The organism is Zongyangia hominis (assembly GCF_014385095.1).
Classification (GTDB): Bacteria; Bacillota; Clostridia; order Oscillospirales; family Ruminococcaceae; genus Zongyangia; species Zongyangia hominis.
This window is the reverse complement of sequence record NZ_JACRTC010000003.1, coordinates 126,060-150,696: the sequence shown is the minus strand read 5'-3', so window position 1 is coordinate 150,696 and position 24,637 is coordinate 126,060. Positions and strand designations below refer to the sequence as shown.

Sequence of the window (24,637 nt, the reverse complement as noted above, 5' to 3'; positions counted from 1 at the left end):
CATGGACTATATCAAAGCATTTGTCATCGGCGGGCTTTTCTGCGTCGTGGCCCAGATTCTCATCGATAAAACCAAGCTGACTCCCGCCCGGATTCTCGTTTCCTACGTGGTGGCCGGCGTTATCCTGGGCGCCATCGGCGTCTACCAGCCCCTGGTGGACTTTGCAGGCGCCGGCGCCACCGTCCCCCTTACTGGCTTCGGCAATCTGCTGGCCAAGGGCGTCCACAAGGCCGTCACCGAGCAGGGCCTTCTCGGCGCGGTCACCGGCGGCATCACCGCCGCGGCCGCCGGTATTACCGCCGCCATCTTCTTCGGCTTCCTCATCGCCCTCATCTTTAAACCCAAAGAAAAATCCTAACCGCCTGCCGGCGGGGGAAGACGCGCTCGAGGTGTTTTTTAAGCGCTAGTGCCACACCCGCGCTGCTGTGGAGCTAACCGGCCCACCTGCCGCCGTGGGATGTCGCGGTCCCTGCCGGGACGGGAAGGCGCGCACAAAGTGCTTCCAAAGTCCCAGCACATCCCCCGCGCTATGGGAGCAAACCCGCCGCCCGGCAGGTCCGGTTCGGGGAAATAGGGCAGCAAAAAAGGACGGCCACAGCCGTCCTTTCCTTACCCTATTTAAATGCCGCAGTCGTTATAATCTCTCCACTTTTCGCGGTAGGCCCGCTCGTTGGCCAGCCGGTAGGCGATATAAGCCACCGAACCCACCAGGGAGAAAATGCTCAGAACCACCGTCAAAAATTTCAGCTTTTCTCTGGGAACCATCGATACAACCTCCGTTCAAAAGACGCAAAAGAGTCTGATAGATGTTATTTTGCTCTGTAAGTTCTATGATAAACAAAGCATGACCCGCTGTCAACCGAAATTTCTGACAGGGCTGCGAACTTTTTGAGAACAAAAATTCCCTTCCCCGGAATAGGCGCCGGGAAAAGGGAAAAAAGCAGGTTGTATGCCGTCCTGGACAGAATACACCTGCTTTTCAAAGTGACAATATACGGGAAAGGCTTATTTTGCCATCGCAGCATTCATCTTGCAGACAAGATGAGATTTCTTTCTGGATGCACAATTTTTATGCATAAGACCTTTCGCGCAAGCCTGGTCGATTTTTTTCACCGCCAGCTTCACGCTGTCCTGCATGTCGGCCGCGCCGTTAGCTGTGGCAGCCTCCGCCTTTTTGATCACAGTTCTGAGGTTGCTTTTCATCGCTTTGTTCTGCATGGTCTTGACAGAGTTCACTTTTACTCTTTTCTTAGCAGATTTAATGTTGGGCATCATTCCACCTCCTTTTTATCCCGAAGACAGTACAAATTATATTAGCATTATTTTCTCAAAAAATCAACTGGTTACACTGATAAAATTGCGGTTTTTCCGCAAAAAAATCAAATTTTTTGCCTGGGAAACCCTCCCAGCGCCAAACGATTCTCAGGAGGGCAAATTATGAACAAACGCACCGACCTCGCCGTAGAGGCCAGAGAGTTTATTACCGACCACATTTCCGGCATCACATCCGAGGACACCCAGGTAGGCAGCGTCAAGGTGAGCACCATCACCGTCTCCGGTCAAGAGGCCGCCAAACGCCTGCAAAAGCCGGTGGGGGAATACATCACCATCACCGTGGACAACTTCGCCGCCTGTGTCACCGCGGCCGACGACGCGGTGGAGGCCGTTTGCGCGGCCCTCAAAAAGCTCATCAAGCGCAAAGGCCTGACCCTGGTGGTGGGCCTTGGCAACCACAACATCACCCCCGACGCCTTGGGGCCCCAGGTCATTGAGGGGATTCTGGCCACCCGCCACATCCAGGGCGCGGCAGCGGCCGCCGCGGGGCTCGACACCCTGGCCCCCGTCGCCGCCATCTCCCCGGGCGTCCTGGGCCAGACCGGCATGGAGACCTCCGAAATCATCCGGGCCTTGGTGGACAGCGTCCATCCCGCCCAGGTCATCGTCATCGACGCCCTGGCGGCTCAGAGCCCTCAGCGCCTGGGCCGCACCGTCCAGATTTCCAACACCGGCATCTCCCCGGGCTCCGGCGTCCTCAACCGCCGCAAGGAGCTCAGCGAAGCCACTTTAGGCGCGCCCGTCATCTCCATGGGCGTTCCCACCGTGGTCGACTCCTCCACCCTCGCTTACAGCGTCCTGGAGCAGGCGGGCTCCAAGCCCCAGTTGGACGAAGCCTTCCAAAACCCCATGATGGTCACCCCTCGGGACATCGACACCCTCATCTCCCGCTCGGCCAAGGTCATCGCCCTGGCCATCAATAGCGCCCTCCAGCCCGAAATCAGCCGTGAGGACCTCATCTACCTGACCGTCTAGGTCCCTGCCGGGACGGGATATCGCGCTTTGGGCCCGATTTGCACCGTAGTGACACGCCCGCGGAAGGGGCTCTGTCAAGGATAGTTCCAGTCCCTGCCGGGACAGGATGCCGCGCTTTGGGCCTGATCTGGACCGTTGTGCCACGCCCGCGAAAGGGGTTCTCTCAAGGATAGTCCCAGACCCTGCCGGGACAGGATGCCGCGCTTTGGGCCTGATCTGGACCTTAGTGCCACGCCCGCGAAAAGGCCGCTATAAAGAAAGCTCTCCCGCGTTAGCGAGTGCCGGCATTTTCCATGCATCGTGAGGGCATACCCCCCGCTCCCCGCGCATAGGAATGATAATGGCGTTAGCTGCGTTTTTCCTGCGCTGTGGGAGGAGGTCATGCACTTCATGCGAAAGAGAAGGAATCGCCGTCTGGGCCAGACGGGCAAAAGAGCGGTATCCCTGTGTGTATTGACGGCCGTTTTGGCTGTTTGTATTAAGGTGGCGGCCGTCTCCGCCCCCTATATCGAAGCGTTCACCCAAAAGGCCGCCGTGCTTTCGGCGGTACTCGGCATGCCCGACGGCGGGCTCTCCCTCATCCGCCAGCGGTTCGACGACGAGATCGACACCGGCGAGGAGGAAAGCGACCCTTATGTGGCGCCGCCGGTGACCACCGCACCGCCGTCCCAGAGCGAGCCCTCTTCCGAGAGCGAGAGCCAATCTGAGTCCGCCCCCATCGAGGTGGAGGAGGTCCCCGAGGAGCACCGGGGCCCCATCGTGGAGCGGACCTACACCGCCCAGGCGGGCGGGCTCTATATCCCGCTTCAGAGCGGCTTTGTCAAAAACTCCACCAAGCTTTCCAACGCCGACGTACAGGCACAGCTCAAAAAGGCCTGGGACTTGGACCTCTCCACCCCCAAGGAACCGACGGTCCTCATCTATCACACCCACGCCACCGAGGCCTACGAACCCATCACCCGGGGATACTACGACGACAGGTATAATTCCCGCTCCACCGAGCAGGATAAAAACATGATCCGGGTGGGCGACGAGATCGTCAAACAACTGGAAGCCGCCGGGATCGGCGTCCTCCACGACACCACCATGCACGACTACCCCTCCTATAACGGCGCCTATGACCGCAGCGCCGAAACCATCCAGAGCTATCTGGACAAATATCCCTCCATCCGCATCACCATCGACGTCCACCGGGACGCCATCGAGCAAAGCGACGGCACCCGCATCGCGCCGGTGGCGGAGATTGACGGCAAAAAAGCCGCCCAGATTATGATTATCTCGGGCTGTGACGACGGCACCATGGATATGCCAAACTGGTCCGACAACCTGCGCTTTGCCGCGGCCTTTCAAAGCGAGATGGAAGGAAGCTATCCGGGGCTGACCCGCCCCATCTTCTTTTGCTACCGGCGCTATAACATGCATATGACCCCCGGCAGCCTGCTGCTCGAGTTCGGCGCCCACGGCAACTCCCTGGAGGAAGCCGTTTATTCGGGGGAGCTGTGCGGCAAGGCGCTGGCCCAGCTCATCCTGGAGCAGTCTTCTTAATTTTAACCAGCAATCCCAGGGCGCTGCAAGCCCTGGAAAGGAAGTGCAAGCCCATGGACAAACAACAGCTTCGGTATTTTTTTGCCGCTTTTTCTCTTTCTTTTGTCTTTTACATCGGTGTCTTGGGCATTTTCTTCGCCGACGTTCACTCCCGCTCCCGGGGGTTCGGCGATGAAAATGCCCTTCTTCTCGTGGAAAACGTCTCCGAGGACCAGGCCGACGTGGTCTGGATGGGCCGGGAGTACACGGTGGACACCTCCCTTCTCTCCGACATCGGGGAGCGGGCCGCCCCTTTGCGCACCCTTATCCCCATCCGCTACCGCATCCTCCCCGAGCTCTACGCCTTTGCCGAGCAGGAGGGCTGGACCTCCTTTCTCCCCTTTTCCTGAGGGTCTTTCGTCCCCCGCAGACAAAGAATGTCCCTATTTTTATGGAAGCGCCCGCATCTTTATTGCGAAAGGCGCTTTTCTTGTGCTATAATGAGCTATAATTTTGGTGGGACATCCCCGCTGTCCGACGGGGAAGCCCAGACATCCACGAAGAGGTGAGGAAGCATGCAGTACGACCGCGATCACATTCGCAACTTCTGCATCATTGCACATATAGACCACGGCAAGTCCACCCTGGCCGACCGGATGCTGGAAAAGACCAGCACAGTGGCCGAGCGGGACATGGAGGAACAAATTCTCGACAACATGGACATTGAGCGGGAACGGGGCATCACCATCAAGGCCCGGGCCGTCCGGCTCGATTACCTGGCCAAAAATGGGGAGCACTACTGCTTTAACCTGATCGACACCCCGGGACATGTGGACTTTAACTACGAGGTCTCCCGGTCCCTGGCCGCCTGCGAAGGGGCGCTTTTGGTGGTGGACGCCTCCCAGGGCATCGAGGCCCAGACCCTGGCCAACACCTATCTTGCCATCGAGCACGACCTGGAAGTGGTCCCCGTCATCAACAAGATCGACCTACCCGCCGCCGACCCCGAGCGGGTCTGCCACGAGATCGAGGACATCATCGGCATCCCGGCCATGGACGCGCCCCGCATTTCCGCCAAGTCCGGGGTCAACATCGAGGAGGTCCTTGAGCGGGTGGTCACCGACATCCCCGCCCCCGGTGGTGACGACGGCAAGCCCCTCAAGGCGCTCATCTTCGATTCCTACTACGACAGCTACAAGGGCGTCATCGTCTATGTCCGGGTGATGGAGGGCGTCGTCCGTCCCGGCATGACCATCCGAATGATGGCCTCCGGCGCGGAATTTACGGTGGTGGAGACCGGCGCCATGGGCGCCACCGAGCTCATCCCCATGGCGGAACTCTCCTCCGGGCAGGTGGGCTTCATCACCGCCAGCATCAAGACGGTGCAGGACACCACCGTGGGCGACACCGTCACCGACGCCGAAAATCCGGCGGAAGAGCCCCTGCCCGGCTACCGCAAGGTAAACCCCATGGTCTTCTGCGGCATCTATCCCGCCGACGGGGCCAAATATCCCGACCTCAGAGAGGCGCTGGAAAAGCTCCAGCTCAACGACGCCGCCCTCTCCTTTGAGCCGGAGACCTCCGTCGCCTTGGGCTTCGGCTTCCGCTGCGGCTTTCTGGGACTACTCCACATGGAGATCATCCAGGAGCGCATCGAGCGGGAATTTAATCTGGACATCATCACCACCGCCCCCAGCGTCATCTACAAGGTGACTCTCACTTCGGGCGAGACCCTCTCCATTGATAACCCCACCAACTTCCCCGACCCCGCCACCATCCTGGAGGCTGAGGAACCCATGGTGGCCGCCAATATCCTGACGCCCACCGCCTACATCGGCAACATCATGGAGCTGTGCCAGCAGCGCCGGGGCATCTATAAGGACACCAAGTATCTGGACACCGACCGGGTGGAGCTCCACTACGACCTTCCCCTGGCCGAAATCGTCTACGATTTCTTCGACGCACTCAAATCCCGCACCAAGGGCTACGCCTCCTTTGACTATGAGCTTAAAAACTACGTCTCCTCCAAGCTGGTCAAGCTGGACATCCTGTTAAACGGCGAGATCGTGGACGCCCTTTCCTTCATCGTCTTCGCCGACAACGCCTATCCCCGGGCCCGCCGCATCTGCGAGCGGCTCAAGGACAATATCCCCCGCCAGCTCTTCGAGGTGCCCATCCAGGCGGCCATCGGCGGCAAGATCATCGCCCGGGAGACGGTCAAGGCCATGCGCAAGGACGTGCTGGCCAAGTGCTACGGCGGCGACATCACCCGGAAAAAGAAGCTGTTGGAAAAACAGAAAGAGGGCAAAAAGCGGATGCGCCAGCTGGGCACCGTGGAGGTCCCCCAGGAGGCCTTTATGGCCGTCCTCAAGCTGGACGACTAAGGACAAAAGCCCCGGCGGGAACCGTCGAGGGTTCAAATACGATTGCTGCCCCGCCTGCGCATTGGCCCCGCCGCTCCCGCGTGGCGGTTTGGCTGAAGCGCCGGATTTTCCGCTTTGTATGTGACCCGTGCGGCCCATGATTTCCTGTCCGTCTGCCGGTCCGTCGCTCCCCCCGGTTCCCGTGACGGGCCGTTTTTCGTCCCAGATAAATCCCACGGCACCACTATGCCGGCCGCCGCGTTATAAGCGGCGGCCTTTGTTTTAGAAAGAAGGTTTTCTCCATGAGCGAGCCCATCGGCCTCTATCTCCACGTGCCTTTCTGCCGGAGTAAGTGCCCCTACTGCGACTTTTATTCGGTGCGGGGGGACGGCGCGCTCATGGACGCCTACACCGACGCCCTCCTGCGCCAAATTTCCACCGCGCCGCCCGAGGCCGCCGATTCGGTCTATTTCGGCGGCGGCACCCCGACGCTGTTGGGAAAAGAGCGGCTCGGGAAGATTCTCGCCGCCCTCTCCGCCCGCTTTTCCCTGACCCATGACTGCGAGATCACCACCGAGGCCAATCCCCGGGCCGCCGAAGGGGAGGTGATCGCCGCCCTGGGAAGCCTCGGCTTTACACGGGCCAGCTTCGGGATGCAGTCGGCCGACGAGCGGGAACTCTCCCTCTTGGGCCGGCGGCACTCCCGGGACGAGGTGGCCCGGTCGGTGGAAGGGTGCCGTGCGGGCGGGGTGGACAACATCTCCCTGGACGTGATGCTGGGTGTCATCGGTCAGACTTCCGCCTCTTTGCGGGATACGCTGGACTTCGCCCTCTCCCTCTCCCCCGCCCACCTTTCCGCCTACATCTTAAAGGTGGAGGCGGGCACCCCCTACGACGCCCCCCGCTTTCGGGACAAGGTGCCCGATGAGGACGCCCAGGCCGACCTCTATCTGGAGACGGTCCGATACCTCTCCCAACACGGCCTTTGCCAGTACGAAATCTCCAATTTTGCCCGCCCTGGGATGGAAAGCCGCCACAACCTCAAATACTGGCGCTGCCGTCCCTACCTGGGCTTTGGCCCCGCCGCCCACTCCTACTACGGCGGGATGCGCTTCGCCGTCCTCCGGGACCTGCGTGCCTTTTGCCGGACGGACGACTTCTCCCGGCTCCCCTTTACGGAGGTGTGCGAGGGGGGCGGCTTCTTCGAGGAGCTGATGCTGGGGCTGCGGCTGAATGAAGGGGTGGATTTGGACGCCCTTTCTGGGCGCTATGCGCTGGATTTGTCTCCGCTTAAAGCAGCCGCCCGGCCTTTATGCGCGCGGGGACTGGCGGTGCTGGAAGACGGGCGGCTTTCCCTGACGCCGGAGGGCTTTCTCGTCTCCAACGCCGTCATCGCCGCCCTGCTGGACGCCGCTTCAGAAAGATAGACGCAGCGCAGGGGCGGCGATTCATTCAGGGTGGCGTGCCAGTCAAAACGCCGCCGTTTTTCTCGCAACAGGGCGGAGCGCAACGGGGCGGAGCGCACGGCGCGGATGCCCTGCGCATTGGTTTTTTATAGTGCAGCTATCAGAAAGCAGCCACGGAAAGTGGCTGCTTTTTTTGCGGCTCCCGCGCCGCGTCTGCATGGCGGGCCTTTGCCGCTCCCCGGGGCTCCCGCTTGACGCCCCCTTGCCTCGCAGCCGGCGGCTCACTCGAGCCCCTCCTTTTTCCCGCTTTGATGAGGTAAAAGAAGGGGCTTTTCTTTTTTTAGCAGTCCCTGTGTCCGTTTGCCAATATTTTTGTAAATAAACTATGAAGTGCCTTGACATACTAAAAAAGAAGTGATACATTGTTAACTGTAAGGTTTAGCACTCCGTATTAATGAGTGCTAAATCAAGAGAACAAGAGAGGTGATACGCTGTGGAACTGGACCAAAGGAAGATGAATATACTCGCAGCGATCATCGAGGTCTACACCAAAACCGGAGAGCCGGTGGGCTCCAAGCTGCTGGCCTCTGTTCTGGATTACGCCATTTCCCCCGCCACCATCCGCAACGAGATGGCGGCGCTCTTTGAGATGGGGTATCTCGAACAGCCCCACACTTCCGCGGGCCGGGTGCCCTCTCACAAGGGGTACCGGCTCTACATCAACAGCCTCATGCAGACCCAGCCGCTGACCGCCGCCGAAAAGGCGGAGATCGACGCGCTGTTCAATATCCAGCACCCCGACCCCGACAGGCTCGTCGAGGACGCGGCCACGGCCCTGGCGAATCTGACCGGCTGTGTCACCGTCTCCTCCACCCTGACCCCCGAGGACGTGTGCATCCGGCGCATCGACATCATTCCCTCCGGCCCCCGCACCCTGGTGGTGCTGGTCATCGCCACCAACGGCGTTGTCAAAAGCAAGGTCTGCCGGGTGGATTTCGCCGTGACTCCCCAGGTGCTGGAGTTCTTCCGGAAATTCGTCAACTCCCGCTTTCACGGCAAGAGCTTAGAGGAAATTTCCAAGCTCTATCTCCAATCGGTGGCCGTGGCGCTGGGCGAATATTCCCGTATCTTTACTCCCCTGCTCGTCTGCATCTTCGATCTGTGCCGCCAGATCTATTCCGGGCGGTACTACGTGGAGGGGGAAACCAATCTGCTCACCTACCGGGAATTTATGCCGGTGGCCCACGAAATTCTCACCTTTGTCAACAAACGGGACGAAATGCTCCGCCTCATCAACGAGGAAATGCGGGACAAAAACGTCTCTATCGGCCGGGAGGCCGGTAAAACCGCCCTGGCCGATTCCAGCGTCGTCATTGCCCGGTACAATGTGGGGCATGCAAAGTCCGGCGTCATCGGCATCATCGGCCCGGTGCGGATGGACTACCCCAAGCTCATCCCCCACATCCAGTATTTCGCGGATACCCTAGGGCGCATCCTCACCGAGATTTCGCAGGAGGACGATTCGGAGCAGTCAGTAGCCCCGGACGGCAGCGCGCAGGAATCAGAGACAACTTAAGGTTCCCCCAGCATCACGAAAGGAGACATTGACGTGTCCGAAAAGAAAAAACAGAACCAGAAAAGCCCAGAAAACGAGGCGGAGCAAACTGAAGAGGTGACCACGCCCGAGACGCCGGAAACCGAGGCGCCGGGGGCGGAAGACGAAACCCAGGCGCTCCAGGCGCAGATCGACGATTTAAACGACAAGCTGCTGCGGACCATGGCGGAGTTTGACAACTTCCGCAAGCGCTCCCAGCGGGAAAAGGACCAGATTTATACCGACGCCAAGGCGGACACCGCCTCCCAGTTTTTGGGGGTGCTGGATAACTTCGAGCGGGCCCTGGCCACCGAATGTGCCGACGAGACCTTCCACAAGGGCGTGCAGATGATCTACGACGGGCTTTGCGAGACCATCAAAAAGCTGGGCATCGAGGAGATCGACCCCAAGGACCAGGAATTTGACCCGGCGCTTCACCACGCGGTCATGCATGTGGACGACGAAGCCGTGGGCGCTTCCGTGGTGGTGGAGGTCTTCCAGAAGGGCTACCGGATGGGCGACAAGGTCCTCCGTTACGCCATGGTCAAGGTCGCCAACTAGGCAGTGAGGGCGCTTTTCCAGCGCCTTTGACATAAACGCAGAAAATCCGAACCAAAAGTTCAGTGAATAAGTTGTTATTCGAGGAGGAAAATCATTATGGGAAAAATTATCGGCATTGACTTAGGTACCACTAACTCCTGTGTATCTGTTATGGAGGGCGGCGAGGCCGTCGTCATACCCAACGCGGAAGGCGAAAGAACCACCCCTTCCGTTGTTTCCTTTAAAAATGGGGAGCGTCTGGTGGGCCAGGTTGCCAAGCGCCAGGCCATCGCCAACCCCGATCACACCGTCAGCTCCATCAAGCGCCACATGGGCTCCGACTATAAAGTAGGCATCGACGGCAAAAACTTCACCCCCCAAGAAATTTCGGCCATGATTCTGCAAAAGCTCAAAACCGACGCGGAATCCTACCTGGGCGAAAAGGTCTATGACGCGGTCATCACCGTGCCGGCCTACTTCACCGACGCACAGCGCCAGGCCACCAAGGACGCCGGACGCATCGCGGGGCTGGAAGTCAAGAGAATCATCAACGAGCCCACCGCCGCGGCCCTGGCTTACGGCGTGGACAAGGAGACCGACCAGAAGGTCATGGTCTACGACCTGGGCGGCGGCACCTTTGACGTCTCCATCATCGAGATGGGCGACGGCGTACAGGAAGTGCTGGCCACCGCGGGCAACAACCGCTTGGGTGGCGACGACTTCGACAACCGGGTGGTCGATTATCTGGCCGACCAGTTTAAGAAAGAAAATGGCATCGATTTAAGAGCCGACAAAATGGCCATGCAGCGCCTGAAAGAAGCCGCCGAGAAAGCGAAGATCGAGCTTTCCAGCGTGACCCAGGCGAACATCAACCTGCCCTTCATCACCGCCGACGCCACCGGCCCGAAGCATCTGGACATGAACCTGACCCGGGCTAAATTCAACGAACTGACCGCCGACCTGGTGGAAGCCACCATGGGTCCGGTCCGTCAGGCCCTCTCCGACTCGGGGCTCTCCGCCTCCGAGCTCGACAAAATCCTGCTGGTGGGCGGCTCCTCCCGTATCCCGGCCGTCCAGGAAGCGGTGCAGAAGATCACCGGCAAAGAGCCGTTTAAGGGCATCAACCCCGACGAGTGCGTCGCCATCGGCGCGGCCATCCAGGGCGGCGTCCTGGGCGGCGAGGTCAAGGGCCTGCTGCTCTTGGACGTCACCCCCCTGTCCCTGGGCCTTGAAACTTTAGGCGGCGTCTTCACCAAGATCATCGACCGCAACACCACCATTCCCACCAAGAAATCCCAGATCTTCTCCACCGCCGCCGACGGCCAGACTTCTGTGGAAGTCCATGTCCTCCAGGGCGAGCGCGAGATGGCCAAAGACAATAAATCCTTAGGTATGTTCCGCCTCGACGGCATCCCTGCGGCGCCCCGCGGCGTGCCCCAGATCGAAGTGACCTTCGACATCGACGCCAACGGCATCGTTCACGTCACCGCCAAGGACCTGGGCACCGGCAAGGAACAGAACATTACCATCACTTCCTCCACCAACATGTCCAAAGAGGACATCGAAAAGGCGGTCAAGGACGCCGAGCAGTTCGCGGCCGAGGACAAAAAGCGCCGTGAGGAGATCGACGTCAGAAACGCGGCCGACCAGATGGTCTACCAGTGCGAGAAAACCCTGACCGACCTGGGCGACAAGATCGACGCGGGTGAAAAGTCCGACGTCCAGTCCAAGATCGACGCGCTCAAAGAGGCCCTCAAGGGCACCGATGTGGAGGCCATCAAGTCGAAGCAGGAGGAGCTGCAGAAGAAGTTCTACGAAATCTCCTCCAAGGTCTACGAGCAGGCGCAGGCGGCAGGCCAGGCTCCTGGCGGCGCGGCCCCTGGCGCGGAGGCTCCCCACGACGACAATGTGGTGGACGCCGATTACAAAGAGGTTGACGAGGACCAGAACAAGTAATATACTAAATAAGCTATACCGAAAGATGAGACTGGGCCCTATCACCCGGTCTTATCTTGTGCAGGGCCGCTTCCCCGGCTCCCCCGGCTGCCAAGCAGCGCGGGCGGACGGTAGGGGCCGCTCCCTGGTTGGGGCGGGCGGCATGACAGTGTGATAATAGAAACGTAAGGGTGATCAATTTGCCAGAAAAGAGAGATTATTACGAAGTCCTGGGCGTCGAAAAGGGCGCTTCCGAGGACGAAATCAAAAAAGCATATCGTAAGGTCGCAAAAAAGTATCACCCGGACTTAAATCCAGGAGATAAGGAAGCGGAAGCCAAGTTCAAAGAGGTGGGAGAGGCCTACGAGGTTCTCTCCGACCCGGGCAAGCGTGCCCGCTACGACCAATTTGGCCACGCCGGCGTGGACCCGTCCTATGGCGGCGGTGCCGGCGGCGCCGGCGCCTATGGGGCCGGTGGTTTTGGATTTGACGATCTGGGCGATATCTTCGACAGTTTCTTCGGCGGCGGTTTCGGAGGCTTCGGCGGAGGGGGCGGCGGTTCCCGCAACCCCAACGGGCCGGTGCGCGGGGGCGACCTGCGCTCCTCCATTGTGCTCAGCTTCTTAGAGGCTGCCAAGGGCTGCGTCAAACAGCTGAAAATATCCAGGCTCGAAACCTGTAAAACTTGCAGCGGCTCCGGCGCCAAAAATCCCGACGCCATCCAGACCTGTCCGGACTGTCACGGCTCGGGCCAGGTGCGGGTGACCCAGCGCACTCCCTTTGGCGTCATCAACTCCACCCGGACCTGCTCCAAATGCTCCGGAAAAGGAAAGATTATCTCCGATCCCTGCCAGGCCTGTAACGGACTGGGACGGGTGCGGGTCAATAAGACCATCGAGGTCAACATCCCCGCGGGCATCGACGACGGCCAGACCTTCGCCGTGTCCGGCCAGGGCGACATGGGTGTCAACGGCGGCCCGGCGGGCAACTTAAACGTCACCGTCAGCGTCCGGCCCGACCCCATCTTCGACCGGGACGGCTTCGACGTCTGGTGCGAAATCCCCGTCACCTTCACCCAGGCGGTGTTCGGCGACGAGGTGGTGGTCCCCACCATCGACGGCAAGGTCAAATACAACATCCACGAGGGCACCCAGCCCGGCACCACCTTCCGGCTCAAAAATAAGGGCATCCCCCTCTTGGGCGGCCGGGGCCGGGGCGACCAATACGTCAAGGTGACCATCGAGGTGCCCAAAAACCTGAGCGCCAAGCAAAAGGAGCTGCTCAAGGAGTTTGAGGGCGCTTCCTCGGACAAAAACTACGAGAAGCGCAAGGGCTTCTTCGATAAGCTCAAGGACGCCTGGGAAGGCAAAAGCTAATAAAAAACAGCCGCCAATTGGCGGCTGTTTTTCCTGCCCGCGGCGGCGGGACCGGGGTTTAGGAGCAAAGCCAGCAAAGTCGCTCCCTTCCGGCCCGCCCCACAGCTTGGTCCGGGCCACAGCGCGGTCTGACCCATCGGACAGACGCTTATCCGGGCTCGTTGTCGGGCGGCTCGTAGAGATCGGCATAGGTCCAGGTGAGTCCCATGTCCTCCGAGACATATTTGGCCATCACCCGGCCGCCTTCAAAGTCGCCGCTGTCCCCCTGTCCCACCAGCATGACGAGCTTCCCGTCCTCCATAAAAGGCGCGGTGGGGGCGACAAAGACCTCTTTCCACTCGTCCTTGACCGGGAACTGGATGGGAGAGAAGGTCTGCCCGGCGTCCTCGGTGCGGTAGAGGTTCGCTTCAGCCCCCTCGATGGGGGGATAGGACAAAAATCCCACCGTCTCGCTGACAAATCCCGCCGATTGCAGCAGGCTGGTCCGAGGGCCCTCCCCCACCCGCTGCCAGGAGGCTCCGCCGTCCTGGGTGCGGTAGATCACCTGTCCCTCTTGGGACATGGTCCGGCCGCCGGTGGCCACCAGAAAGCCGGTCTGGGGCGTGGGAAAACTGAGAAACTTGACCCGCACGCTGTCCATTTTCTCGTCCACGAGGGCCGTTTTCCAACTCTTCCCCTGGTCCTCGCTATAGATGACGGAGAGCCCCGTATCCACCGTCCCGCCGTAGGCAAAGGCGGTCTTTTCCGGGGTGATGAGGAAGCTGCCCTCCTGGAGCCGGTTATAGTAGGCGTTACCGTCCCCCACCTCGCACAGGGTTTCCAGTGAGAGGGGAATCTTTTGCCAGCCGTTCCCGCCGTCCAAGCTCACCGAACAGGCCCCGTCCTGGATTTTGTAGGTGTACTGGTTCCTTTCGTAGGGCAGCTCCTGTTTATATTCGTGGTCGTATTCGTCCTTTTCCTGCTGACTGCCCCCCTGGTACTGTTCCAGATCATAGGACGCCGGTGTACCCTGGCGGCGCACCCCATAGAGGTAGCCGCCGTCGGGGAGGGCCTTGCGCTCCATCCACAGCACCCACTGGCAGGAAACATGATCCTCCTCGGCGATACCCCAGGAGGAGAAGTCCCCCAAGTCCTTGGCCGCCGGCTGTATGGTAAATTCGCAGAGGACCACCGGATACGAACCGGTTTCCTTTTCCTCGATGTCACGAAATGCGAAGTCCATGAGCCGCTCTTTCCGGGGCAGATAGGCGACCTGGTACTGTTCGAGATAGCCGCTCAGCCACTGGACGGCCGCCAGAGTCAGATTTTCGGATTCACTGTGCACCGTGAACTCCTCGGCGTCCAAGATGACCACCTGGTCCTGCTGATTTTTCCGGTAGAAGCCGAAGATGCCAAGGCCGATGAGGATGAGGGCCAACAGGAGCCCCACAACGGTAAACACCCGGCGGCGGGTGGAAGACTGTTGCTCGTTTTCCATGGATTTCTCCTTTCCCATAGGTTTTTCTTCTCTTTTTTGCTATTATAGCACAGCCGTCAACGGGTGAAATGTAAACTTTCTGTCTCCCGCTCCGTTTCCAGGCATCTCCAACCCTGCCGCCTTTACGCGGGCGGGAAAATTCGCTATAATAGGGGATACTGACAAAAGGCTGGAGACGGTGCAGAAAAGCGCCGCCCGGCAGGCACCTTTTAAAGGAGGAGCATCATGAACTGGATAGAGGCGGACATTTTTACCACCACAGCAGGAATCGACCCGGTCAGCGATCAGCTGGTCGCTCTGGGCGTCACCGGCTTTGCCATACAGGACGCCCAGGACTTTCGGGATTTTTTAGAGGACACCACCATCTATTGGGACTATGTGGACGAGGAGCTGATGAAGCTCACCGAATGTGAGACCAAGATCACCGTCTATCTTCCCGACAACCCCCAGGGCGCGGAGAATCTGGCGGCCATCCGCTCCATGCTGGGCGTGCTCAAGGACAGGGACACCGACGGTGCCTGGGGCCGGCTGGAGCTTTCCCTCACAGACGTGCGGGAAGAGGACTGGGCCACCGCCTGGAAAAAATATTACCATCCGGTGCAGGTGTCCGAGCGGCTGCTCATCTGCCCCTCTTGGGAGGAGGCGGACTTACAGCCTGGCCAGGTGATGCTCCGTCTCGACCCCGGCATGGCCTTCGGCACCGGCACCCACGACACCACCCGGCTTTGCATGCAGCTCATTGAAAAGCACATGGTCCCCGGCTGTCATGTCCTGGACGTGGGCTGCGGCAGCGGTATCCTCTCCATCGCCGCCCTGCTCTTAGGCGCAAAGGACGCCCTGGGCGTTGACATCGACCAGAATGCCGTCAAGGTGGCCGGGGAGAACGCCGCACTCAACGGGGTGGAAGACCGTCTCACCGTCCTGTGCGGCGATTTGACCGCCCGGGTCCAGGGCCAATATGAACTGATCTGCGCCAACATCGTGGCCGACGTCATCATCCGCCTGTGCCCCGACATCCCCCGGTTTTTAAAGAAAGACGGCGTCTTCATCGCATCGGGCATCATCGACGAGCGGCTCGAGGACGTGAGGGAAGCCCTGAGCGAAACGGGCTTCGTGGTGGACGAGCTGCGCGAAAGCGGCGGCTGGTGCGCGCTTGCCTGCCATTATGAGCGAAAGGACGGGTAAACAGATGCCCCGCTTTTTTACCGATCAAATAAACGATGAATTCGCCCTCATCACAGGGGAGGACGCCCGCCACATCGGGCGTTCCCTGCGGATGGCCGTGGGGGAGGAGCTCATCCTCTGCGACGGGGCGGGCAGCGACTACCGCTGCCGGATTGCTTCCATCGACCGGGAGAGCGTCCGGTGCGACGTCCTCTCCCGCGCCCCCAGCGCCGGGGAACCGGCATGCTTTGTCACCCTCTACCAGGCGCTGCCCAAGTCCGACAAGCTGGACCTCATCGTCCAAAAGGCGGTGGAGCTGGGAGTGGGACGCATCGTCCCCATTCTGACCCGGCGCTGTGTCTCCCGGCCCGACGAAAAGGGGATGCGCGCCAAGCAGGCCCGCGCCCAGCGCATCGCTTTGGAGGCCGCCAAGCAGTCGGGCCGGGGCCGCGTCCCCGAAGTCGCCCCGCTCCTTTCCTTTCCCGACGCGGTGCAGGAGGCTTCTCTGGACCCCCTCGCCCTCTTTTTCTACGAGGGCGGCGGGACGCCCCTTCGCGAGCTTCTTTTCCCCGGCGCGGGGCGCGTCTCCCTCTTTGTGGGGAGCGAGGGGGGCTTTGACCCGGAGGAGGTCCGTCTCGCCGAAGAAATGGGCCTTCGCACCGCCACCCTGGGCCCCCGGATTCTCCGGTGTGAGACGGCGCCGCTGTGCGCCCTGTCCGTCATCATGTACGCCACCGGCAATCTGTAAGCGCCCGCTGGGATAGTACAGGCCGGTTTTTGCATAAGATACCAGTACCCGTCAAAAAATAAACACAGGACCCGTCAAAAGGCAGGAGGTAGAACATGCCGCAGCAGCAACCCGTGCGCAGAACACCCAACCGCAGAAGACAGAGACGAAATAACCGCAAAACCCTGCTTTTCGTCATCATCTTATTTCTCCTCATCCTTCTTTGCATCTTTATCTTCGCCAAACTGGGGGGCAAAGACGGCCCCAGCAGCAGTTCGCAAGGAGGCTCTATGAGTTCCAGCAGCACTTCCGCGTCGGGCAGCAGTTCCGCCCCGATGAGCACCCCCGGCAGCTCTTCCCCCGCGTCGAATCCCAGTGAGGAGCCCGGCTCCTCCGCGTCCGTCCCCGCGAGCGCCGGGGTGAATTCCTCCGACTGGCGCTTGGTCATGGCGTCGGCGGCCCATCCGCTGGGCAAAGATTACAGCGTGGACTTAGAGGTTGCCACCGGCAATTACAAGGTAGACGCCCGCATCCGGGAGCCGCTGATGGAGATGATCGCCGCGGCCAAAGCAGACGGGGTGAGCCTGGCCATCACCTCCGCCCACCGCACCGTACAGCGGCAGACCGAGCTCTATGACGCCAAGGTAAACGAATACATCGGCTACGGCTACAGCCAGTCCGAGGCCGAGGCCGAAGCCGCTAAATGGGTGGCCCCTCCGGGCACCAGCGAGCACAACACGGGGCTGGCGCTGGACATTATCTATCCCGGCTACTACGAGGAGTACGGGGACCTCAACGAAAACTTCGAGAAGTCCGACGCCTTCGCGTGGCTGAGCGAGCACGCCGAGGAATACGGCTTTGTCCTGCGCTACCCCAAGGATAAGCAGGACATCACCGGCATCACCTATGAGCCGTGGCACTACCGCTACGTGGGCGTGGAAAACGCCAAAGCCATGAACGCGGCCCACCAGTGCTTGGAAGAATATCTGGGGCTGGCATAAAGCCGGAACCCCCATCAGAAAGGAGGAAGCCGATGGCAGGGGTTTGGAGCAAAATCAAAATATCCCTCACCGGACGCAGGCGGGGCGTGGGACAGCGTCTCTTTTCCCTGCTGCTGGTCGCCGTGTGCCTGGGCGGCATCGTCTTCCTCTCCACCATCTCCGCCCAGGCGGTGCGGGAGCTCGGCCTCAACCGGGCCAACACCGTGGCGGCCAGTATCCAGAAAAACGTCTCCCTCTCCGATGTGGAGAAAGTCCTGGGCAAAAAGAACACCATCCGCCTGATGAAATCCTACGCCCAGGCCCTGGCCGGCGCCACCATCGAGTTTGAAGAGCTGCCCGATTACGACACCACCATCTTTTTCACCATCGCCCGCGCCATTCCGTCCGATGTGGAAGTGAGCTCCTTCCATATCGCGGGCAGCGACATCGTCATGGACTGCCTTTCCCCCAACGGGGAGTCGGCCGACGCCCTTTTCGTTGCCTTGCAGGAAAGCGGATACTTTTCCAGCGTCTATTACTCCTCCCCCACCAAAGAGGAGGACCTCTACTTCTTTGAATTTCACTTGCAAGTATAAGAGAGCGGTTCCAAATCCCCCGGCAGACGCCGGGGGATTTTTTTATGGCCGCTGTCCTCCCTCCGGCGGGGCAGCCGGGCTCCATGACCGAAAAAATAGCCATCGCGCGAGGCCCACGCAGCGCTTCTCCCACCACGCGGGAGACTGGCCGTTTCTATCGATATTGCCGCCGGATTTTGTGAAAAAAATCTCACAAACCTCTTGACAGCCATGTGCCTACGTGTTATTATCTGTGCATAGACAGTATATACAGTCAATCACACAAGGAGGTGAGCCATTGGACCTCATTGTCACCAGCGCATCCGCGACCCCGCTATATGAACAAATTGAGCAACAGATCAAGAACATGATTTTAAACGGGGAACTCAGTCAAGGGGCGCCGCTGCCCTCCATCCGGATGCTGGCCAAAGAACTCCGGGTGAGTATCATCACCGTCAAGCGGGCCTACGACGACCTGGAGGCCGAAGGCTTTCTGGAAACAGCCCCCTCCAAGGGTACCTTTGTGGCGATACAGAACATGGAGCTCATCCGCAACATCGCGGTGGCCCAGATTGAGGAAAAGATCGCCGAAGCGGTAGCCTCCTCCCGCGCTATTAAAATGTCATTAGACGAGCTATTGGAAATTGTATCCCTGCTCTACCGGGACATGGAGGAGGAAGCGCAAAGCCCCTCCCCCTCGAAAGCGCCCTGATGATTTTTGTATTGATCGGGGATATCCCCACCCATTGCTATCAAATAAAAGGAGCGTGCTATTGCCATGCCGAACAGTATTGAGATTACCGATCTCCAAAAACGCCTGGGTCATTTTGTCCTCTCCATTGATCATTTACAGGTTCCCACCGGCTTTATCACCGGCTTTATCGGTGAAAACGGCGCGGGAAAGACCACCACCATCAAGCTGATTCTCGACATGCTCCGTCCGAACCGCGGTCAGATACAGGTGCTGGGCCGGGACGCGCAGAAGGACGGGAGCCTCGCCAAGGCGGATATCGGCTATGTGGGCGACGATGCGGGCTACTGGGCCAGTATGCGCCTGCGCACCATCGCGAACATCACCGCTCCCTTCTTCCCCCGCTGGGACTGGGCCCTCTTCGATAAGCTCTTAAGCCGCTTCCGCCTGGACCCCAAGGCCAAATACATCTCCCTCTCCAAGGGCATGAAAAAGCAGTTTGAACTGGTCATCGCCCTGTGCCATCACCCCAAGCTCGTCATCCTCGACGAGCCCACCGCCAACCTGGACCCCTTAGTGCGGCGGGACATCCTGGACCTGCTTTTGGAAATGATGGAAAAGGAGGAGGTCACCGTCTTTTTCTCCACCCACATCACCTCCGACCTGGACCACGCCGCCGATTACATCGTCTTCCTCCACCAGGGAAAGATGCTCCTCTTCGGCGACAAGGACACCATCATCGAGGGCCATCGGGTGGTCAAAGGCCCCGCCTCCCTGCTCTCCCCCGGCAGCGAGGACAAATTCATCAGCATCCAGAAAAACAGCTTCGGCTTTGAGGCGCTCACCGACGACCCCCAATGGGCCTTGGACACCTTCGGCAAGGAAGCTATCTACGAGCGCCCGGACATCGAACAAATCTTTATCGGCTACACGCGGAAGGAGGACCGGTAACCATGCAAAATATCATCCGACTCATCAAAGCGGACGCCACAAAAATTATGAGCGTCTCCATCATCTATCAGCTCTTCCCCATCGTCGCCGTGATCGTCGCCTTCTTTGCCCCCCAGGCCATGCCGCTCGTCCTGGTGCTCATGGTCTACCTGCTGGGGTATGGGCTTCTCTCCTACGATGAAAACTACCACACCCAGAACTACTACGCCTTTCTCCCCATCCGGCGCAGCGAGTATGTCATCGGCAAATACGCCTTCTCCCTGGTCCTGCTGGTGGGTTCCATCGTCGTCTGCTTTGCGCTGTCCTTCCTGGGCGGCATGATGATGGACGCCGACCGGATTTCCAATCAGCAGCTGCCCTCCCTCTATGCGCTCAGCTTCATCCTCACCGCCCTCTATCTGGCGATTCAGTATCCCTTCACCATGTTTTTGGGCGGCGTCAAGGGGCGGATTGTGGCCTTGGTCTTTTATATGGCCGTCTTCTCCTTCGCCTTTAGCGGCGACATTCTCTTCATCGTCCTCGGCTGGCTGCAAAATTCCTCCCTCTTCCTGCTCCTGGTCGCCGCGCTGGCGCTGTACTTTATCTCCTGCATCGTGGCGCTCAACATCTATGAAAAGCGGGACATCGCGTAATCTCCACCTTTCTCCCGCCATCACCCCCGGCTCTTCAGACGGAGAGCCGGGGGTTTTTCGTGCCGCTTTTGCCCCGGCCTCTTCCCCGCCCGGACATCTTTCCGGTAATTGTCATGTTGATCGTACAAGTTAGGCCAAAAAACTTGTGAAAACTGCTTTTTTATCGACATCTTCTATCTCTATTTTATAAAATTTTTGAGAAAATGAGGATTTTCTTCTCATTTTCATGGATTTTTTCTGGGTGATGGTGTAAGATAGGGTTGTCACCCAGTACGGGAAAAAGTGTTCTTTATTTTTGATCCGACAGGAGGAATTCACATGAAAAATATTCCGCAAGTCAACCTTGGCATCGTAGCGGTCAGCCGCGACTGCTTCCCCATGGAGCTCTCCACCAACCGCAGAAAAGCGGTGGTCAAAGCCTTTACCGAAAAGGGCGGCAGCATCTATGAGTGCCCCACCACCGTGGAGAACGAGCTGCATATGAGAAAAGCCCTCGGCGAAGTCAAAGAGGCCGGCTGCAACGCGCTGGTCGTCTTTTTGGGCAACTTCGGCCCTGAGACCGAGGAGACCCTCTTGGCCAAAGAGTTCGGCGGACCGGTCATGTTCGTAGCAGCCGCTGAGGAAGCCGGCGACAAGCTCATCAACGGCCGCGGCGACGCTTACTGCGGCATGCTCAACGCCAGCTACAACCTGGGCCTGCGTAACGTCAAGGCCTATATCCCCGAGTACCCCGTGGGCACCGCCTGCGAAGTGGCGGACATGATCTTCGACTTTGTTCCCGTGGCCCGGGCCATCATCGGCCTGTCCAAGTTAAAAATCATCACCTTCGGTCCCCGTCCCAGAGATTTCTTGGCCTGCAACGCCCCCATCAAGCAGCTCTTTAACCTGGGCGTGGAGATTGCGGAGAACTCGGAGCTCGACCTGTTTGCCTCCTATAACGAGCACGCCGGCGATCCTCGGATTCCCGAGGTCATCGCGGACATGGAGAAGGAGCTGGGCGAGGGCAACAAGATGCCCGGCATCCTCCCAAAGCTCGCGCAGTATGAGCTGACCCTCCTCGACTGGGCCGAGGCGCAGAAAGGCTCCCGGGAGTACATCGCTTTCGCCAACAAATGCTGGCCCGCCTTCCAGACCCAGTTCGGCTTTGTCCCCTGCTATGTCAACAGCCGCCTGACCGCCCGGGGTATCCCCGTCTCCTGCGAAGTGGACATCTACGGCGCTCTCAGCGAGTTTATCGGCACTTGCGTGTCCGACGACATCGTCACCCTGCTGGACATCAACAACACCGTTCCCGCCGACATGTATGAAAGCGAGATTAAGGACAAATATAACTACACCCATAAAGACACCTTCATGGGCTTCCACTGCGGCAACACCGCCTCCGCCAAGCTCTCCTCCTGCAGCATGAAGTATCAGCTCATCATGCATCGGGGCTTGGAGCCGGACAAAGAGCCGGACATCACCCGCGGCACCCTGGAGGGCGACATCGTCCCCGGCGACATCACCTTCTTCCGTCTGCAGTCCAACGCCGACGCGGAGCTGACCGCCTATGTGGCCCAGGGCGAGGTTCTGCCCGTGGCCACCCGTTCCTTTGGCGCCATCGGCATCTTCGCCATCCCGGAGATGGGACGCTTCTTCCGCCATGTCCTGGTGGAAAAACAGTATCCCCATCACGGCGCGGTGGCCTTCGGCCACTTCGGCAAGGCGTTGTACAGCATCTTCAACATGCTGGGCGTCAAAGACATCGGCTACAACCAGCCCAAGGGCGTGCCCTATCCCACCGAGAACCCCTTTGCGTAAAAAAGTACAGCGTACATACAAAGCAGCCGCCCATTTGGGCGGCTGCTTTTTTACCCACGGCGGGCGAAGGCCGCGCCAGGGCGCTAGCAAGTTTTTCTTTTGAAAGCCCGCAATCGGCCTCAAAAATTCTTTCCCCCGATGATTGGGCCGTGCCGGACGCCGCGCCAGCCAGAAAAAAGCGGGACAGCAATGCTGTCCCGCTTTTTTATCCCTTTTACGCCTTGGCTACGTCCAAGAGGCCCCGAAGTGCGCTGAGGAAGCGCTCGTCGTCCTCTTTGGTGCGCTTGGGCGCATTTTTCATCCGTCCTCCGGCGGCCCGCACCTTCCGGGCCAGGTGGCGGCTCATGAGGAGCCCGTCGATGTTACCCGAAGTGTAGACAAGCCCATTTTGACTGAGCGCCCGACAGCCCCGGGAGAGGGCCATGGCGGCCACGCCGTAGTCCTGGGTGATGACAATGTCCCCGGGGCGGGCGTGGTTGACCAGCGCGAAGTCCACGGCATCCGCCCCCTTGGATACGGTGACCACTTCGGCCTCCACATCCCGGAACTCGTGGGCCGTGTCGCAAAAGATGATTACCGGCACGCCGTACGCCCCCGCGCACTGGAGGGTGAGACGCACCACCGGACAGCCGTCGGCGTCAATGAGAATCCGCATGAGCCTCCTCCTCTCCATTGTAATTCCGGCCGCGAAACCCGGCCCTGGTGCAGCGGCGTTTTCAAAGTCTATGGGCGCGAATCGCCTCCGGGGGCTCCCCGGCGAAACACGCCAGCCTTCCCAAAGCGACACAAACGCGGGGAAAGCGCCTCCGCATTTCAAGCGCTAGGGGCGCGTCACACCCCCGGGCGCTGCCCGGTAGAAGATGATGATGTCCTCATAGCTGCCGTCCTTGAGGTGGTAGCCGCCGGGGATGACGCCGATGCGGTCAAAGCCCAGGCGCTCATACAGGACGATGGCGGTGCGGTTCATAGCCACCACTGCGTTAAATTGAAGCCCCCGGAAGCCACAGGGCGAAAGGGAATCCAGGGAATGGCGCACCAACTGTTCGCCGATGCCCTCCCCCCGGTGGCCCCGCTTGACGCCGTAGGAGGCGTTGGCGATGTGGCCGCAGCGCCCGATGTTGTTGGGGTGCAGAATGTAGACCCCCACCACCTCCCCGTCCTGGAGTGCGACGACGGAACGGGTCTGAGAAGCAAACATCTCCCGGGCCTCGTCCAGGCTCAGCACCTTTTCGCCGGGAAAGCTCACTCCTTCCTCCACAATTTCGTTCCAGATGTCCCGCATCTCCGGCAGGTCCTGTTCTTTAAAATCTCGCAGTATCAGTTTCATGCTGTTTTTTCTGTCCCCTTTGTGATGATATATAAATTTGCATACCCCGGCAGCCCGTTGTCCCATTGGTCGAGAAACTCCGCCGTGGTCAGGATGCTGTTATAGTCCTCTCCGGTTTCCTCCCCCGATGGGTCGGCCAGGTAGATATGCTCCCCGTCATAGCCGGTGACCGGCGCGTAATGCTGCCAGGCCGCCCCCTCGCCGATGAGGACGATGACCGGCACGCCCTCAGCCACCCGGGTCTTGAGGCTTTCCAGCGTCCCCCGATAGGCGGCCGCCTTGACATCGTATTCCCCCAGCACCCGGACAAGCCGCTCCGGCATCACGCCGGTCTGGGGCGAAAGCCTCGCCAGACGCTCGTCCAGGGCTGGGCCATCCACCTCCTGGCCCAGATGGCGCAAAAGATAAGCGCCGCTGTATCCCGCGCACTGGTTCTCCCCCTGGTGGTAGATGAAGTTCTCCCCCGTTATCTGATAGGCCGGCGGATACGTCCCCGCCCGGTCTTCGGGAAACTGGGGCACTTTGATGAGCTGGGGGAAGGGCATGGGCTCCGGCTCGGGGCGCAAGAGCAGATAGGCGGCCGTTCCAATGCCCGCAAGGAGGAGCACCGACAGGACCGCGATGACAATTTTTTTCAAAAATCTCGGCTCCTTTCCAGGATATTCTGTCGAGTTTTTGTTAAATATGATGCTATTTATACAATATGTATTATTTTCTTCGCCATAAGGCCAGGATAAACGGACATTCCGGCACATTGATGAGCCGGTGCAGGAGGGCATCGTATCTCTTTTTGTCGAGCCCCGCCGCCCATTGGGTGAGGCTCTCCCCCTCTCGCTGTCCCTCCGGGTGTCCGGGATAGACGACGATGAGGAGGCACCCGCCCTTTGATAGCAGGGCCAAAGCCCGCTCCACCGCCTCCAAGGTGGTGGCAAGCTGGGTGGTCACCTTGTGGTCGCCGTAGGGCAGATAGCCCAAATTAAACATCCCCGCGTCGATCTCCCCAGGGATATACTGGTCCGCCCGGTGATGGCTGTCCAGAATGAGGTCCGCGCGGGCCGCCATCCCCTCCCGCTCTAAGAGCGCCCGGGTATTTTCCAGCGCCTGGGGCTGGATGTCAAAGGCGTAGACTTTCCCCTGGGGGACCAGCCCCGCCAAAAACAGGGTGTCGTTGCCGTTACCCATGGTAAAGTCGGCCACCGTGCTGTCCGGGCGGATGGACGGCCGAATCAAATGCTTTGCGCTTTCCAAGATGGATTCCAAGGTCT

General features: G+C 59.7%; 25 protein-coding genes. 18 read left to right on the top strand and 7 right to left on the bottom strand.

The features are described from left to right. Position 1 precedes the first annotated feature (1 nt). Complete coding sequence (gene spoVAE / locus H8709_RS06065) at positions 2 to 358, top strand: stage V sporulation protein AE (RefSeq protein WP_262397481.1); 357 nt, start codon at positions 2 to 4, stop codon at positions 356 to 358. Between the two features lie 260 nt (positions 359 to 618). Here spoVAE and H8709_RS06060 read toward each other — a convergent pair whose 3' ends face one another. Further along, positions 619 to 765, bottom strand: coding sequence for a hypothetical protein (locus tag H8709_RS06060; RefSeq protein WP_262397480.1), 147 nt, complete (start codon positions 763 to 765; stop codon positions 619 to 621). A 240-nt stretch (positions 766 to 1,005) separates the two neighbouring features. Beyond that, positions 1,006 to 1,272, bottom strand: coding sequence for a 30S ribosomal protein S20 (rpsT, locus tag H8709_RS06055; RefSeq protein ID WP_262397479.1), 267 nt, complete (start codon positions 1,270 to 1,272; stop codon positions 1,006 to 1,008). 165 nt (positions 1,273 to 1,437) lie between these two features. Between rpsT and gpr the strand changes: the two genes are divergently transcribed. The 9 genes from gpr (at position 1,438) to dnaJ (ending at position 13,048) form a co-directional block, all read left to right on the top strand. After that, positions 1,438 to 2,310 (top strand): GPR endopeptidase, encoded by an 873-nt coding sequence (gene gpr / locus H8709_RS06050; RefSeq protein ID WP_262397478.1) that lies wholly within the window; start codon positions 1,438 to 1,440, stop codon positions 2,308 to 2,310. A 390-nt stretch (positions 2,311 to 2,700) separates the two neighbouring features. Further along, complete coding sequence (spoIIP, locus tag H8709_RS06045) at positions 2,701 to 3,855, top strand: stage II sporulation protein P (protein ID WP_262397477.1); 1,155 nt, start codon at positions 2,701 to 2,703, stop codon at positions 3,853 to 3,855. 53 nt (positions 3,856 to 3,908) lie between these two features. Further along, a complete protein-coding gene (locus H8709_RS06040) occupies positions 3,909 to 4,244 on the top strand; it encodes a hypothetical protein (protein WP_262397476.1) in 336 nt (111 codons plus the stop codon). A 165-nt stretch (positions 4,245 to 4,409) separates the two neighbouring features. Then, positions 4,410 to 6,218, top strand: a complete 1,809-nt coding sequence (lepA, locus tag H8709_RS06035) for a translation elongation factor 4 (RefSeq protein ID WP_262397475.1) — start codon at positions 4,410 to 4,412, stop codon at positions 6,216 to 6,218. Between the two features lie 281 nt (positions 6,219 to 6,499). After that, positions 6,500 to 7,624: a radical SAM family heme chaperone HemW gene (hemW, locus tag H8709_RS06030; protein WP_262397474.1), complete on the top strand. Its 1,125-nt coding sequence runs from the start codon at positions 6,500 to 6,502 to the stop codon at positions 7,622 to 7,624. A 472-nt stretch (positions 7,625 to 8,096) separates the two neighbouring features. After that, a complete protein-coding gene (gene hrcA, locus H8709_RS06025; RefSeq protein ID WP_262397473.1) occupies positions 8,097 to 9,179 on the top strand; it encodes a heat-inducible transcriptional repressor HrcA in 1,083 nt (360 codons plus the stop codon). A gap of 33 nt (positions 9,180 to 9,212) precedes the next feature. Then, positions 9,213 to 9,758 carry a nucleotide exchange factor GrpE gene (gene grpE, locus H8709_RS06020; RefSeq protein WP_262397472.1) on the top strand — a complete coding sequence of 182 codons (546 nt, stop codon included), beginning with the start codon at positions 9,213 to 9,215 and terminating at the stop codon, positions 9,756 to 9,758. Between the two features lie 96 nt (positions 9,759 to 9,854). Continuing rightward, positions 9,855 to 11,693 (top strand): molecular chaperone DnaK, encoded by a 1,839-nt coding sequence (dnaK, locus tag H8709_RS06015; protein ID WP_262397471.1) that lies wholly within the window; start codon positions 9,855 to 9,857, stop codon positions 11,691 to 11,693. 179 nt (positions 11,694 to 11,872) lie between these two features. Beyond that, positions 11,873 to 13,048 (top strand): molecular chaperone DnaJ, encoded by a 1,176-nt coding sequence (dnaJ, locus tag H8709_RS06010; protein WP_262397470.1) that lies wholly within the window; start codon positions 11,873 to 11,875, stop codon positions 13,046 to 13,048. A gap of 148 nt (positions 13,049 to 13,196) precedes the next feature. On the opposite strand, the gene H8709_RS06005 is transcribed toward dnaJ, so the two are convergent. Further along, a complete protein-coding gene (locus H8709_RS06005) occupies positions 13,197 to 14,543 on the bottom strand; it encodes a WD40/YVTN/BNR-like repeat-containing protein (protein ID WP_262397469.1) in 1,347 nt (448 codons plus the stop codon). A gap of 207 nt (positions 14,544 to 14,750) precedes the next feature. On the opposite strand from H8709_RS06005, the gene prmA reads away from it, so the two are divergent. From prmA to H8709_RS05965, 8 genes are all read left to right on the top strand, one after another. After that, positions 14,751 to 15,710, top strand: a complete 960-nt coding sequence (gene prmA / locus H8709_RS06000; RefSeq protein WP_262397468.1) for a 50S ribosomal protein L11 methyltransferase — start codon at positions 14,751 to 14,753, stop codon at positions 15,708 to 15,710. After that, a complete protein-coding gene (locus H8709_RS05995; RefSeq protein ID WP_262397467.1) occupies positions 15,691 to 16,437 on the top strand; it encodes a 16S rRNA (uracil(1498)-N(3))-methyltransferase in 747 nt (248 codons plus the stop codon). Before prmA ends, H8709_RS05995 begins: the two co-directional genes overlap by 20 nt. 95 nt (positions 16,438 to 16,532) lie before the next feature. Then, positions 16,533 to 17,417: a M15 family metallopeptidase gene (locus tag H8709_RS05990; RefSeq protein WP_262397466.1), complete on the top strand. Its 885-nt coding sequence runs from the start codon at positions 16,533 to 16,535 to the stop codon at positions 17,415 to 17,417. A gap of 32 nt (positions 17,418 to 17,449) precedes the next feature. Then, complete coding sequence (locus H8709_RS05985; protein WP_262397465.1) at positions 17,450 to 17,992, top strand: hypothetical protein; 543 nt, start codon at positions 17,450 to 17,452, stop codon at positions 17,990 to 17,992. A gap of 277 nt (positions 17,993 to 18,269) precedes the next feature. Beyond that, on the top strand, positions 18,270 to 18,683 hold the full coding sequence (locus H8709_RS05980; protein ID WP_262397464.1) for a GntR family transcriptional regulator: 414 nt from the start codon (positions 18,270 to 18,272) through the stop codon (positions 18,681 to 18,683). Positions 18,684 to 18,749: 66 nt separating this feature from the next. Further along, on the top strand, positions 18,750 to 19,613 hold the full coding sequence (locus H8709_RS05975; protein WP_262397463.1) for an ABC transporter ATP-binding protein: 864 nt from the start codon (positions 18,750 to 18,752) through the stop codon (positions 19,611 to 19,613). A gap of 2 nt (positions 19,614 to 19,615) precedes the next feature. Continuing rightward, positions 19,616 to 20,245, top strand: coding sequence for an ABC-2 transporter permease (locus H8709_RS05970; protein ID WP_262397462.1), 630 nt, complete (start codon positions 19,616 to 19,618; stop codon positions 20,243 to 20,245). A 318-nt stretch (positions 20,246 to 20,563) separates the two neighbouring features. Continuing rightward, positions 20,564 to 22,045 carry an L-fucose/L-arabinose isomerase family protein gene (locus tag H8709_RS05965; protein ID WP_262397461.1) on the top strand — a complete coding sequence of 494 codons (1,482 nt, stop codon included), beginning with the start codon at positions 20,564 to 20,566 and terminating at the stop codon, positions 22,043 to 22,045. A 214-nt stretch (positions 22,046 to 22,259) separates the two neighbouring features. Here the strand turns inward: H8709_RS05965 and H8709_RS05960 are convergent, their stop codons facing one another. The 4 genes from H8709_RS05960 to H8709_RS05945 form a co-directional block, all read right to left on the bottom strand. Then, positions 22,260 to 22,700, bottom strand: a complete 441-nt coding sequence (locus H8709_RS05960; protein ID WP_262397460.1) for a YaiI/YqxD family protein — start codon at positions 22,698 to 22,700, stop codon at positions 22,260 to 22,262. Positions 22,701 to 22,865: 165 nt separating this feature from the next. Beyond that, positions 22,866 to 23,372: a GNAT family N-acetyltransferase gene (locus tag H8709_RS05955; protein ID WP_262397459.1), complete on the bottom strand. Its 507-nt coding sequence runs from the start codon at positions 23,370 to 23,372 to the stop codon at positions 22,866 to 22,868. Next, the gene (locus H8709_RS05950) at positions 23,369 to 24,010 is read right to left on the bottom strand and encodes a cysteine peptidase family C39 domain-containing protein (protein ID WP_262397458.1); all 642 of its coding nucleotides are present in this window, start codon (positions 24,008 to 24,010) and stop codon (positions 23,369 to 23,371) included. The genes H8709_RS05955 and H8709_RS05950 overlap by 4 nt, the downstream gene beginning before the upstream one ends. A gap of 70 nt (positions 24,011 to 24,080) precedes the next feature. Then, a complete protein-coding gene (locus H8709_RS05945; protein WP_262397457.1) occupies positions 24,081 to 24,632 on the bottom strand; it encodes a class I SAM-dependent methyltransferase in 552 nt (183 codons plus the stop codon). Positions 24,633 to 24,637: the final 5 nt, after the last annotated feature.